This is a genomic window from Botryobacter ruber, from assembly GCF_003347595.2.
Classification (GTDB): domain Bacteria; phylum Bacteroidota; class Bacteroidia; order Cytophagales; family Hymenobacteraceae; genus Pontibacter; species Pontibacter ruber_A.
In genome coordinates this window covers 23513-37340 of sequence record NZ_QCZK02000047.1, presented here as the reverse complement: position 1 = coordinate 37340, position 13828 = coordinate 23513, and the positions used below count along the sequence as shown (strand labels likewise).

Annotated in this window: 9 protein-coding genes and 3 tRNA genes; 7 read left to right on the top strand and 5 right to left on the bottom strand. The window is 50.7% G+C overall.

Annotated features, from left to right (window positions below; all coding sequences use genetic code 11):
• Window positions 1-247: 247 nt before the first annotated feature.
• Window positions 248-1273, top strand: a complete 1026-nt coding sequence (gene thiL, locus DCW36_RS15160) for a thiamine-phosphate kinase (RefSeq protein ID WP_114782403.1) — start codon at window positions 248-250, stop codon at window positions 1271-1273.
• A 217-nt stretch (window positions 1274-1490) separates the two neighbouring features.
• Here thiL and DCW36_RS15155 read toward each other — a convergent pair whose 3' ends face one another.
• Window positions 1491-1859 carry a hypothetical protein gene (locus DCW36_RS15155; RefSeq protein ID WP_114782402.1) on the bottom strand — a complete coding sequence of 123 codons (369 nt, stop codon included), beginning with the start codon at window positions 1857-1859 and terminating at the stop codon, window positions 1491-1493.
• Between the two features lie 194 nt (window positions 1860-2053).
• Window positions 2054-3469 (bottom strand): 23S rRNA (uracil(1939)-C(5))-methyltransferase RlmD, encoded by a 1416-nt coding sequence (rlmD, locus tag DCW36_RS15150; RefSeq protein WP_114782401.1) that lies wholly within the window; start codon window positions 3467-3469, stop codon window positions 2054-2056.
• Between the two features lie 299 nt (window positions 3470-3768).
• On the opposite strand from rlmD, the gene DCW36_RS15145 reads away from it, so the two are divergent.
• Window positions 3769-6321, top strand: coding sequence for a T9SS type A sorting domain-containing protein (locus DCW36_RS15145; protein ID WP_114782400.1), 2553 nt, complete (start codon window positions 3769-3771; stop codon window positions 6319-6321).
• A gap of 154 nt (window positions 6322-6475) precedes the next feature.
• A complete protein-coding gene (locus DCW36_RS15140; protein ID WP_114782399.1) occupies window positions 6476-7288 on the top strand; it encodes an SDR family oxidoreductase in 813 nt (270 codons plus the stop codon).
• A gap of 554 nt (window positions 7289-7842) precedes the next feature.
• Here DCW36_RS15140 and DCW36_RS15135 read toward each other — a convergent pair.
• Window positions 7843-8376 carry an SH3 domain-containing protein gene (locus tag DCW36_RS15135; RefSeq protein WP_240676194.1) on the bottom strand — a complete coding sequence of 178 codons (534 nt, stop codon included), beginning with the start codon at window positions 8374-8376 and terminating at the stop codon, window positions 7843-7845.
• 273 nt (window positions 8377-8649) lie between these two features.
• Here DCW36_RS15135 and DCW36_RS15130 point away from each other — a divergent pair.
• From DCW36_RS15130 to DCW36_RS15120, 3 genes are all read left to right on the top strand, one after another.
• A tRNA-Lys gene (locus DCW36_RS15130) sits at window positions 8650-8722 on the top strand.
• Window positions 8723-8784: 62 nt separating this feature from the next.
• A tRNA-Lys gene (locus DCW36_RS15125) sits at window positions 8785-8857 on the top strand.
• 60 nt (window positions 8858-8917) lie between these two features.
• A tRNA-Lys gene (locus DCW36_RS15120) sits at window positions 8918-8990 on the top strand.
• Window positions 8991-9037: 47 nt separating this feature from the next.
• Here DCW36_RS15120 and DCW36_RS15115 read toward each other — a convergent pair.
• Window positions 9038-10399, bottom strand: coding sequence for a hypothetical protein (locus DCW36_RS15115; protein ID WP_114782397.1), 1362 nt, complete (start codon window positions 10397-10399; stop codon window positions 9038-9040).
• 11 nt (window positions 10400-10410) lie between these two features.
• The gene (locus DCW36_RS15110; protein ID WP_114782396.1) at window positions 10411-11169 is read right to left on the bottom strand and encodes an ABC transporter ATP-binding protein; all 759 of its coding nucleotides are present in this window, start codon (window positions 11167-11169) and stop codon (window positions 10411-10413) included.
• Window positions 11170-11506: 337 nt separating this feature from the next.
• Here DCW36_RS15110 and DCW36_RS15105 point away from each other — a divergent pair, with 337 nt between their 5' ends.
• Window positions 11507-13777 (top strand): TonB-dependent receptor, encoded by a 2271-nt coding sequence (locus tag DCW36_RS15105; protein ID WP_114782395.1) that lies wholly within the window; start codon window positions 11507-11509, stop codon window positions 13775-13777.
• Window positions 13778-13828: the final 51 nt, after the last annotated feature.

The window sequence follows — 13828 nt, the reverse complement described above, 5'->3', positions numbered from 1 at the left end:
CTTTCGTGGCGGGATTTCCCGGCCTGCATGTGCTCGCAAGTTGAAAACTTGCTGTATAAAAAGCTCCAAGTTGGAAACTTGAAGCAGTATTTTTCTTCTTTTGGACCTACAAGATTAGCTTCACAAAGGAGAACAGAAGTAGTAGCCGGCGTAACAGCAGCTCCTTTAGTCAGTGGCATTAAATCGCGCCTGTCCCTACAGAAATTCTTTTTCCTTACCTTTGCACCTCAAACAGCAGAAGACGAATATGAGCAACTATACTCCCTTAAGCGAACTGGGCGAATTTGGCCTGATCAAGCTGATAAAAGACAAGATTGAGCTGCAGCAGGACTCTACCATCAAAGGCATTGGCGACGATGCGGCCGTGCTGGAACCATCGGAAAAGCAGCTGGTGGTGTCGAGTGACATGCTGCTGGAGGGCATCCATTTCGACCTGACATTCTGCCCCCTGAAGCACCTGGGATATAAAGCCGTAGCCGTAAACGTATCGGACATTGCTGCCATGTTTGCCAAACCAACCCAAATTACGGTGAACATTGCCTTAGGCGCCCGGTATACGGTGGAAGCAGTAGAGGAATTGTATGAAGGTATCCGGTTGGCCTGCGAAAATTATAAAGTAGACCTGGTGGGCGGCGATACAACCTCGTCACACGCAGGGTTGGTGATCAGTGTAACAGCGATTGGCGAAGTGCCAAAAGGAAAAGCGGTTTTGCGCAGCGGTGCCCAGGTAAACGATTTGGTTTGTGTAACCGGCGACCTGGGAGCAGCCTATATGGGGCTGCAGATACTGGAGCGCGAAAAGCAGGCTTTTATGGCGAACCCTGACATGCAGCCGGAACTGGAAAGCAAACAATATATCGTAGGGCGACAGCTGCGTCCGGAAGCGCGGATGGATGTGGTGTATGACCTGAAGGAGCGGGATGTAAACCCTACCGCCATGATCGATATTTCAGATGGACTGGCCTCAGAATTATTCCACATTTGCACGCAGTCAGGCGTTGGCGCTACTATTTACAAAGATAACCTTCCAGCCGACGAGCAAACGTTGGAAGCTGCCATGGAATTTAACCTCGACCCGATCACCTGCATCCTGAACGGGGGAGAGGACTACGAATTGCTCTTCACGGTGCCGCTATCAGAATACGACAAGGTAAAAAATCACCCCGACATCAGCATCATCGGCAAGATCACCGACAAAAGCGAAGGCATCAACCTGGCGAACAAACACGGACAAGCTTTCCCACTGCAGGCCCAGGGCTGGAAGCATTTCTAAACTGTCTGAATCACGGATTTGCGGGAAGAAGCGGATTAACCGGATTTTTTAGCTGCTGCTCTGCCTGATAGAGCAGCAGAGGGAATGGTGGGAGCAGCAGCAGACTTTTTTGTCTGTCAGAATCACGGATTTAGAGGATTACACAGATTTCACAGATTTCTCAGGTATGGTTAGTCCGTGCCATCCGTGTAATCCACTAAATCCGTGATTCAGACAATCAATCTTCCGGGTAAGGAATAAACACAAAATTGGTGAAGTCCTGGTCTACCACGAAGAGGCAGCAGAACTCATCTGGATCTTTGTAGGCGGCTTCAAAATCTGCACGGTGGTCTTCGGTCACTAACTTGTGCTGAATAAAATCTTCCAGGTACGAAGCATTTACATGCCACTCCAGCGCCAGGTCTTCTTTTGCAATCAGCAGCGCCCCCACCGGTACCTGCACGCGGCTGAAGACAAAGATCGGGTACTTCGAAATCTGCCGCTTACGCACCTGGTACGATGCTTCCTTTAAAGTCTCGGCTACTACCGCAAAATCCTTCGAGATAGTGCCCAGGTATTTGCCATTTAATTCCGGATCGTTTTCCATACTTTTTTATTTGGAGCCGGATTACAAATCCGGCAGCTCAGTTAAGACGGGATTACAAATCCCGCCAAGCAATAAATTTTTCTTTCTTATTTCTCCAACCCCACCTAAAAGGGTTGAAGATTTTCAACCCCTACAAATTCTACCTTTTACCTCTCTACCTCCCAAACTTTCTAACTCCCAAACTCCCAAACTCTCTAACTCCTAAACTTCAACAGCACCACATTCTCCACATGGTGCGTTTGCGGGAACATATCCACCGGTTTTACCCGCGCCACGTCATACTTCTCCGACAGCAGTTCCAGGTCGCGGGCCTGGGTGGCGGGGTTGCAGCTTACGTAGACAATGCGCTCCGCTTCTACCTGCAGCAGCTTTTCGATTACATCGGGGTGCATGCCGGCACGCGGCGGATCGGTGATGACTACATCCGGCTTGCCGTGCCGCGTGATCAGGTTGTCCGTCAGGATGTCCTTCATATCGCCGGCGTAGAAGGTGGTGTTGGTGATGTTGTTGATTTCGGAGTTTATTCTGGCGTCCTCGATAGCGCTGGGAACATACTCAATACCAATCACCTCGCGGCTTTGTTTGGCTACGAAATTGGCGATGGTGCCGGCGCCTGTGTAAAGGTCGTACACCAGTTCGTAGCCCGTTAAGCCTGCAAACTCGCGGGTGATTTTATACAGTTCGTAGGCCTGCTCCGCGTTGGTCTGGTAGAACGACTTTGGCCCCACCCGGAACCGGATTCCCTCCATCTCCTCGTGAATGTAAGGCAGTCCTTTGTAGCAGATCACCTCCTGGTCGTGGAAGGTGTCGTTCATTTTGGTGTTGATCACGTACTGCAGCGAGGTAATCTCTGGGAAGCGCTCGTGCAGGAGATCCAGCAGTCCGAAAAGCGCTTCCGGCTCGTCGTACTTCACCAGCACTATCACCATTAGTTCACCCGTATTGGCAGTCCGGATAACCACATTGCGCCAGTAGCCTTCCTGCCGCACGGCATCGTAAAAGGGCAGGTCCAGCCCGCGGGCGTAATCACGCACCGCCAGCCGGATGGCATTCGACGGGTCGGGTTGCAGGTAACAGGTTTTGATGTCGAGTATTTTATCGAAGCGGCCCGGCATATGGAAGCCCAGCGCCCGCCGCTCGTATTCCTGCCCCGACTGTATCTGTTCGTTCGTGAGCCAGCCGTTCCAGGAGAAGGTGAATTCCAGTTTGTTTCGGTAAAAACGGTCTTTGGAAGAGCCGAGTATCGGTTCAAATTCCGGAAGCTGCACTTTGCCAATCCGCTCCAGGTTGTCTTTCACCTGCTTCTGTTTAAAGAACAGCTGCGTGTCGTAGTCCAGGTGCTGCCATTTGCAGCCGCCGCACAACCCGAAGTGCTCGCAGAATGGCTCCACCCGCAGCTCCGAGTAGGCATGGAAGCGCACAGGCTTCCCCTCCATAAAATTTTTCTTCTTTTTGGTCGGCTGCACATCCACCACATCGCCGGGGGCCACGCCGTCCACAAAAATAACCATGTTGTTGTGGCGTGCCAGGCATTTGCCTTCCGCCACCATCTCTTCTATCCGAATCTGCTCGATGAGCTCGAACTTCTGTTTTTTCTTCTGCTTTCTCACGATGATGCAAAATTACGGAAAATTCGGGAGGAGTGGTAGGGGGAGTAATGGTGAGGTGACAAAAGAGATGGCTTATCATTAATTCAGGCGTTATCAGTTTACCTGGGACAGGTCTGCACTGCCGAAAACTAATATGTTTAACCACGAGCATCAACAGGAAATCATCGTTTTATCTCTAATTTTCCGCACCATTTTCTGCTGTGAAAAATAATTGTACTATTTAAGTATGGCGCCTGGAACTAACAGCACAGCTTAATGCTTATAGGATAAATTTTATAAGTAGCTATGTTTTGCTGGTTATGCATCGTCTGAAATTTACAACATTCCTGTTTTCCGGATTTCTTTCAGCCCTACTTGCCTTCCTGGCAAATAGTTATTCCGCACAGGCCCAGCCAGGCGCTATCGACCCTGCTTTTAACCCGGCGGACGCAGGTTTTGGAACCGGTTCGGGTGCGAGTAATACTGTACGGGCGGTGGCAGTGCAAAACGATGCCAAACTGCTGATCGGTGGCTCTTTTACCACCTATCATAGTGTTGCCCGCAGCCGGATTGCCCGCCTGCATCCTGATGGCAGCCTCGACCAAAGCTTTATGCCCGGTTCCGGTGCGAATGGGGAGGTCCGCGCAATAGTACTGCAGCCTGACGGGAAAGTGCTTATCGCTGGAAATTTCACCTCCTACAATGGCACCGTCCGAAACCGGATTGCCTGCTTACACCCTGACGGTACCCTCGACACCAGCTTCGACCCCGGAGCGGGTGCCAATGCGCTAGTGCAGACCATAAATTTACTGGACAACGGAAAGATCCTGGTCAGTGGCTCTTTTACCACTTTTAATAATAGAGAACAAAATTACATGGTCCGCCTGAACAGCGACGGCAGCCCGGATGCCAGCTTTGACCCAGGTTCGGGCGCCAACGGTATCATACACACAGCCACGGTTCAGGCAAACGGTAAAGTAATCATCGGCGGGGCTTTTACCTCTTATAACGGAACAGGGATTAACCGCATCGCCCGCCTGAACGCCGATGGGTCCCTTGATACTTCTTTTACGCCCGGTACAGGGGCAAGCGGCACTGTATATACTGCTAAAGTGCAGCCTGACGGCAGGATTGTGATCGGCGGTTCATTCACCACCTTTAACGGCACCTCCAGAGCCCGCATTGCCCGCCTGCAGGCAAACGGCAGCCTCGACACCGGTTTTGTTCCCGGAACCGGAGCGAGTGCAACGGTTCAGATCATTTCAATTCAGAACGATGGTAAAATGATTGTGGGCGGCGAGTTTGTCACTTTTAATGGTACTGGCCGAAACAGGATTGCCCGTATTAACGCCGACGGAAGCCTCGATACAACGTTTGATCCCGGAGCAGGCGCAGGAGGGGCGGTATACACAACTGCTTTACTAAGCGACAGTCTGGTTATTATCGCCGGCACCTTTACGGTTTATAACGAAGTCGTGAAAAACAGGATTGCACGGCTGCAACCCGACGGGAGCCTCGACGAAGATTTTGATCCGGGGGCAGGTGCGAATGGTATTGTGTATGCCACGTCTTTACTGAACGATGGAAAAATACTGATTGGGGGAGCATTTACAGCTTACAACGGCATCCTGGTAAACCGCATTGCCCGCATATACGCAAACGGGGGCCTCGATAACAGTTTTCTTTCCGGTACTGCCGCAAGCGGAGACATACGTGCTGTAGCTTTACAGCCGGACGGCAAAATAATTATAGGTGGGTCTTTTACCTCCTTTAACGGAACTTCCAGGTCCCGGATTGCCCGCCTGAACCCAGATGGCAGCCTGGATAGCAGCTTTGATCCGGGTGCAGGAGCAAGCGGTATTGTGCATACCATTGTATTGCAGGAAGATGGAAAAGTGCTGCTTGGCGGCGCCTTCACTTCTTTCAATGGAACTGCCCGTACGCGCATCGCCCGTCTGAATAGTGATGGTAGCCTCGATTCCAGTTTCGATCCCGGCACAGGAGCCAGTAACACCGTGTACACGCTTGCCGTGCAGCGCGATGGAAAAATTTTAGCAGGAGGGACCTTTACGACCTTTAATGGAACCTCCCGTTCCAGGATCACCCGCCTCCATACCGACGGAAGCCTCGACACCGGTTTTAACCCGGGAACAGGGGCAAGCTCCGATGTCCGGACGGTGAAGGTGCAGCCGGATGGGAAACTTATCATTGGTGGAAATTTTACCACCTACAACGGCACTGCCCGCAGCCGCATAGCCCGCCTGAACAGTGATGGCAGCCTGGATACTGATTTTAATCCCGGAGCAGGGGCTAATGCTATTGTTCACACGGTGTTGCTTCATGAAAATGGAAAAATTCTGTTGGGAGGTGATTTTACAAAATATGGTGGGATCTCCGTTAACCGCTTTGCCCGCCTGAATGGGGACGGCAGCCTCGACACCGGTTTTGATACAAGGGCAGGAGCAAATGGAATAGTGCATGCCATCAAAATGCAGCAGGATGGGAAGTTTTTGCTGGGTGGCGCCTTTACCTCCTACGACGGCACCGGCAGAAACCGCGTCGCCCAGGTATTTGGCGACAGCAGTCCCTTAAGCACAGTCCCGGCACTGGAGACAAGTCCTGACGTTCTTGTTTATCCGAACCCTGGCAGAAGCAATATTATCGTTACCATCACCGGAGTGGAAGGGGGAGGTACCCTGAAACTGGTGCTACAAAATTCGCTTGGGCAACAGGTACAAATCAAAGCGTTGCCGGCAGCAGCGGCACAGGAAGGCATATCTCTTTCAACAGCCACCCTGGCGAAAGGCGTTTATTTCCTCCGGATCAGCATCAACAACTGGAGCACTACCCGGAAGCTGTTAATCACCGATTAAAGCATTCTTCAACAGAGGGAGTGGTAACTTCGGCAGCAGGTTTGCGCCCTGGGTTTGAGAGGCACCGGGACAATTCCTGAACAGTTTTTTGCACAGAAGTTGTAGCTTTGCAATGGCAGCAGCAAGAATAAGAAGCTCTGCTGCCAATAGCAACATGAAAGACAAAGTAGTTTTAATAACCGGCGGTACATCCGGTATTGGCAAAGCCTGTGCCTTTGCCTTTGGCAGGGCAGGAGCAAAAGTCGCTTTCTCGGGGCGCGATACGCAGCGGCTGGAGGAAACGGCCCGGGAACTGAGCGCTGCCGGCATCGAGAATCTGGCCATCAAAGCCGATGTAAGTGCAGCAGCAGACTGTGAGCGAATGGTGGCAGCTGCAGTAGATAAATTCGGCGGCCTGGACATCCTCATCAACAATGCCGGCATCTCTATGCGGGCACTGTTCCAGGATGTGGAGCTGGATGTGCTTCGCAAGGTGATGGACATTAACTTCTGGGGCACCGTTTACACCACCAAATTTGCGTTGCCCTACATCCAGGAATCCAAAGGCTCGATTATCGGTATTTCGTCCATTGCCGGTTACAGGGGCTTACCGGCCCGCACGGGTTACTCCGCTTCCAAATTTGCCATGCATGGTTTCCTGGAAACGCTCCGTACCGAACTGCTGCACTCGGGGGTGCACGTGCTGCTGGCCTGTCCCGGATTTACAGCTTCCAACATCCGCAACACAGCCCTGGCTGCCAACGGACAACAGCAAGGCGAAACCCCGCGCGAAGAAGAAAAAATGATGAGCGCCGAAGAAGTGGCAGACAGAATCCTGCAGGCAACCATCAAACGCAAACGCGACCTGGTGATGACCATGCAGGGCAAAATGGCCGTTCTGATCAACAAATGGTTCCCCAGCCTCGCCGACAAACTTGTCTACAACGTGATGGCAAAAGAGAAGGATTCCCCTTTGAAAAAGAGGTAGGAAGTTTGGGAGTTTGGGAGTTAGAGAGGTAGAGAGGTAGAGAGGTAGAGATTTTTGTAGGGGTTGAAGATTTTCAACCCTTTCTCGATCCACAGACAAATCCAATCCTGTTATTCCTTAAATCTTATTAATCTTGTTCAGACAAACCAAGTCCTGAAAATCCTGAAATTCCGTAAATCCTGATTCAAACAAACATAAAATCACACCCATCATTAATCACTACCATCAGCGGTCGCAGAGGCAATGGTGGCAGGAGCAGAAAGGAATTTTTTTGTCTGAACCAGGGTTAACCAGATTAGTGGATTAACAGGATTAGGGTGGGTAATTTAAGGTTTGTCTGTGGGTCGTGCAGGAGACGCGGGCACCGCGTCTCTACAGCCATACCCCAACCTTTCTACCTCTCTGTTACAGGGTTGAAAATCTTCAACCCCTACAAAATTTCTACCTTTCTACCTTTCTACCTTTCTACCTCTCTACCTCTCTACCTCTCTACCTCTCTACCTCCTAAACTTTCTAACTCCCAAACTCTCTAACTCCTAAACTCTCAAACTTCCTCACGGCAGCTCCAGGATGTTCTGCTTCCTGATAAAAGCTGGCTTTCCTTTCCAGCGGATCTCGTACCAGATATCCTGTTCCCCTTTGAGCGCTACTTTATGCCCTTCCGAAACAGTGGCCAGCCACTTGGCGCCTGCTGAGGGGGCAGACATGATGGCTACATGGTTGTTTTTAATGATGCCGGCATTGCCCAGGCTGAGGAAGTTCACGTAATAAATGATGAACAGGAGGTAGAGGACAAAACCTACCTGGAATGTTTTGGTAAACCGATGCCCTTTTCGCCAGCTGATAAACATAACCGTTACTGAAACGACTGCACTGATCAGCAGCAGCTCCAGGATGCGCATGTAATGTTTGCTGAACTGGGTCTTGAAAAAGTGGAGGTCGCTGTACTCGTACCCCTGCAGGCGGTGTGCCTGTGCCAGTTCTTCCATCTTCTTTAATACAGAACGGCTGGGCTGCTTCGTGTAAAACAGGTGCAGGTAATACATGGCGCTGGTATAGTCGCGGAGTCCCTCTTTTATAAAAGCCATTTTCAGGAGCATCTGCGGCGAGTAAAGCTGTTCCTGCCGGAGGATATGCTCATAAATAGCAAAGGCGGCCGTGTATTCCTGTTGCTGGAATAAAGAATCTGCTTTATTTATGCTTGATTTATCTGGCTGACTATAAGCAGGTTCAGTAACCGAAATTAAAAAAAGGAGCAAAAAGGCCGATAATTTGAACCAAAGACTTTGCATTTATTCAGATTGCTGTTAATTTTGCATCGCAATTCAGGGAGACGCCCGGAGCATGCAAGTTACTAAAAAGATTCCGTAGCTCAGCTGGTAGAGCAATACACTTTTAATGTATGGGTCCTGGGTTCGAATCCCAGCGGGATCACTTCACAAAAAAGGCCTTTCTGTTTAACCGGAGAGGCTTTTTTAACAGCTTTTATTTTACCTGATTCCGTAGCTCAGCTGGTAGAGCAATACACTTTTAATGTATGGGTCCTGGGTTCGAATCCCAGCGGGATCACTAAAACAAAAAGCCTCTCCGTGTAGCTGGAGGGGCTTTTTCATCAACACCAATTTACCTGATTCTGTAGCTCAGCTGGTAGAGCAATACACTTTTAATGTATGGGTCCTGGGTTCGAATCCCAGCGGGATCACAAATAAAAAGGCCGCCTGTGCTTCATGTGCAGGCGGCTTTTTTTATTTATCCTTCCACCTTATACAAGGCTCCAAAAATCTTGTATTTATAAGCCGTGTACTCCCGCAGTACTGCTACCAGCGCAAACAGCACCAGCCCCACCAGGAGGGGGTACAGGAGGTAGAGTACCGGGTGCAGAATGGGCAGAAACAGCAGCCCTGCTATAAACATCGACAGGAACGTGTACAGGTACGATGTTTTGGCGCTGAAGCTCATCACCCCGCCACGCACCGTTTTGGGCGCTACAAAAGAAGAAACGATCCCGATAGGCGTGAGCACCAGTACCGAAACCAGGTACATCGACACAATGAAAACGGCTTCGCCGTGGTTAAAGAAAGCCAAATAAATAGCAACAATCGTAGCATCGATCAGCAGGGGGATGCGCAGGGGCAGTAAACTGCTTTTCAGGAAGTCTAATAATCGGCCGCTGGTGCGTTCGGTTGTCAGCCACAGGTTCCTGTAAAAGCCCCAGATGTTGTTGAACACATAGGTATACAGGATCAGTGGCCCCATAAACAACCAGAGGGCCATATTTTTATCGTACAGGTGAATTCCTTTCTTGGAGTACACAATGGCATCGGCTGCCAGAATGAGTACCTTCAGCACCAGGGCGAACATGCTCATCTGTTTGGCCAGCTTGTGGTTGTTAAACAAGCGCCAGCCCAGGCTGCGGCGGGCATTGTGGCTGTAGTGTACCACTTTCTGCTTTGGTTCATAGGCAGCCTGCTCCAGGAAATAATTAGCGGCAACTAAAAACAGCAACGCGCCGGCATGTACGCCCAGGTAAGCAGCTGTGGCAGCGGGCTCGTACATGGGGTACAGGACCTGAATGGCCACGAAGCCTGCTGCTGCGGTAGCAGCGGTAAAAAAGTCCTTGCCAAGCCACTTGATCCTGCGCTCGATAAAAAGTTGTATGGAACTGCGGGTGGCTTGTGCGGTCAGGATGACCAGCAGGCTTTGCACCAGGTGTACAAGCGTGTAGTCGGCGGAAAAGGTAAACAGCAGCCCTAGAAAACAGAGCAGCACAAAATAATAAGGCGACGTGAGTTCTGTTGCCGTTTCCACCATAAACTTAGTGCCTGCCTTTACCGGGTAAATGCGCGGGATAAGGTCGCTTTTGGGAATATAAGCCGGGAAAAAGCCCCGCATAATGGTTAACGCAAGCAGCAGGAGATTAGCGTAGCTCAACACTTTGGTGGTAGTTACGGCCATATCGCTTTCCTGTGCCTGTTCCATCATAAAAGCAAACATCCAGCTGTAGAATCCGGCTGCAATCAGTCCCAGCACCAGGAAGAAGATGCGCTGAGCCCGCTGCTGCCGGAAAAAACCGGAAAACTTCGCTTTTATGGCAAATTGTAATAACTCCATCGTGTGTATTCTTAGTTAAGCACCCAGTCGATGTCGGCTTCCGTAACGTGGTGTGGCAACAGTAACTGGAACAAGGCCTGGTCGATCAGGTTTTCGCCATTCATCGTGAACTCCTGCACCGATCCGTTGTACATCAGCTCCCCGTCGTTGAGTACACCGATATGCGTCGCCAGCCGCTCCACATAGTTCAGGTCGTGCGATGAGATAAGCACGATCCGGTTGGGTGTGCTGTAGCTGCGGATAAGTTTTACCAGCAACTGGGCCGCAATGGGATCAAGGCCGGTAAAAGGCTCGTCCAGGAGGAGGACAGACGGCTTGTGCAGGATGGCCGCTGCAATGCCCACTTTCTTTTTCATGCCGGTAGAGTAGCCGGCAATGTTCTTGTGCAGCGACTCTCGTTCGGTAAAAAAATAGTTGGTAAGGCTGTTGATGCGCTGGGCGGCTTCCTCCTGTGGCAGGTGGTAGAGCTTGGCTACAAAGTTCAGGTACTCGAAACCTGTAAACTCCTCAATCAGCGGGTTGTCTTCGCACAAAGCGCCCAAGTCCTGTTTTATGGCCAGGCTGTCGGTTGCATACGTTTTGCCCATCAGTTGTACGGTGCCTGCATCGGGTTTAATCAGGTCCAGGATAGAGTTCAGGAAGGTGCTTTTGCCTACGCCATTCTTGCCCAGCAGGCAGTAACACTGGCCTTTTTCAATAGTAAGGTTAAGATTGCGGAGAACGTGTTTTTTTCCGAATGCTTTTGTCAGTCCTTTTATCTCTATGCTCATATACTGTTTCTGAATGGCTATAAGAAGCGCAGTGGTGTTCCGCTGCTACCTATGCTAAAGATACATAATAGCTCCTGAAAGTGCTAAACCTGAAGGGAATTGTTCATGATACTTATCACGCTCAGAAATATCGCAGCAGCCTTTTAGTTGCAACACTTCAGGCTACCAATTAGGTTCTAAAGTTTTGAACAAACAGGGATAAAATCTGAAAAATATCAGGAAGTGGCACTGTATCAGGTGAATCAGAAAAAAATAAAACAATTTTTTAAGTTTTTAGGTTAATCTAAAATTAAATTTTCATAGTTTCGTATATTAATTGAAAGTAACTTTAAAATTTATGATGAAAATATACTTATCCTTGTTGATGGTTTTTTTAGGTACTGCTGTATACGGACAACATGGAAGCATCAGGGGTACTGTAACAGCCGGGGGTGAACCTGTCGCCTTTGCCAGTGTAGGATTACGCCATGCCGGTTTCGGCACCACAGCCGATGTAAACGGCTATTTCGAGCTGAAGCAGGTACCGGCAGGAAGTTATACCCTGGTCGTATCGGCAGTGGGTTATACCCAGTTCGAGAAAAAAGTAACCGTAGCGGAAGGGCAGGTGAGCCGGCTGCAGGCAGGGTTGCACCAAGAGACAGCCCGGCTAAACGAAGTGGTGGTGACGGGCACGATGCGCGAGACTTTCCTGCTGGAGTCGCCGGTGCCGGTGGAGATTTACACGCCTAAGTTTTTCCAGAAGAACCCGACGCCTGCGCTTTTTGAGGCGCTCTCGGTGGTGAATGGTGTGCAGCCCCAGATAAACTGTAACGTGTGCGGCACCGGCGATATTCATATTAATGGCATGGAAGGGGCCTACACCATGGTGCTGATAGACGGCATGCCCATTGTGAGTGCGCTGTCGACGGTGTACGGGCTGAGCGGTATCCCGAACAGCATGATTGAGCGGGTAGAGGTGGTGAAGGGGCCTGCCTCCACACTGTATGGCTCTGAAGCCGTAGCCGGGCTTATCAACGTGATCACGAAAAGTACGGCCAAAGCGCCAGTGGTATCGGCAGATGCTTTTTATACCTCGCATAAAGAACTGAACGCTGACTTGGGGCTGAGCCACCGCTGGGCCAAGGCTTCCACTATCCTGAGTACCAACTATTACCGGTTCGGGGACAGGCGCGATGTGAATGCGGATAACTTTACCGATATACCCTTGCAGCACCGCATATCCGTGTTTAATAAGTGGGGTTTCCTGCGCAAAGAAAACCGTATGGCCAGCCTGGCAGCCCGCTACTATTACGAAGACCGCTTCGGCGGGGAGTTGCAGTGGACGCCGGCGTTCCGGGGTGGCGACAGCATTTACGGGGAGTCGGTGTACACGCGGCGGTATGAACTGATGGGAGCTTACCAGTTGCCGGTGCCGGAAAATGTCATGTTCAGCTTCTCGTACAACGACCACGACCAGAACTCCGTCTACGGCAGTACCAGCTATAAGGGGCTGCAGCGCGTACTGTTCGGGCAACTGGTCTGGGACAAACCACTGGGCAAAAAAAACAACCTGTTGCTGGGTTCCGCTTACCGCTACACCTACTACGACGACAACACCCCAGCAACAGCGGCTATGGTGGCCGGTACAGCAGTTAATAGCCCGGTGCATACATCGCTTCCGGGCCTCTTTGTGCAGAATGAATACAAAGCCTCCGCTACCACCACGCTGCTCACAGGGCTTCGCTACGACTACAACTCCGACCACGGCAGCATCCTGACGCCAAGGCTGAACCTGAAATGGTCGCCTGACCAGGATAACACCTTCCGGCTGAGCATGGGCAAAGGCTACCGGGTAGTAAACCTTTTTACCGAAGACCATGCCGCCCTTACCGGAGCGCGCGAGGTGGTGATACAGAACGAGCTGAAGCCCGAGCAGTCGTACAATGCCAACCTGAACTACCAGCGCTACATCAACCTGAGCGGCGGTTACCTGAACCTGGAAGGAAGCGTTTTCTACACCTACTTCACCAACAAAATTGTCGCTGATTTCCTGACGGACAACAACCTGATTATTTACGACAACCTGAGCGGCCATGCCATTTCGAAGGGTGTGGCGCTGAACACCGAAGCGGCCTTTCAGTTTCCGTTGCGCCTGCATGCGGGTGTTACGCTGATGGATGTGTACCAGGTGGAGCAACCGGACGGGGAGGGGGAAAATGTAAAAGTGCCGCAACTGCATGCGCCAAACTTTTCCGGTACCTTTTCAGCAACCTATGCCTTTAAAGCAGCGGGCCTTACCCTGGATTATACCGGCATAGTGAAAGGCCCCATGCATCTGCCGGTGCAGGAAAATGATTTCAGGCCAGCTAAGTCGCCGTGGTTTACGCTCCAGAACCTGCAGCTGACCAAAGCATTGGCAAACGGGCTGGAACTATATGGCGGAGTGAAAAACATTTTCAACTTTATGCCGCAAGATCCGCTCATGCGGCCTTTCGACCCATTTGATAAGCGGGTTACCGAGAACAACCCGGAGAATTACACCTTCGACACCGAGTATAACTATGCTCCTTTGCAAGGGCGCAGAACTTTTCTTGGCATACGATATACTCTGGCCGCTAAAGCTAAATAGGGTGAACTCGATATAAAACAGATTTTAATTGCTGAAAGTCATATTGCTACA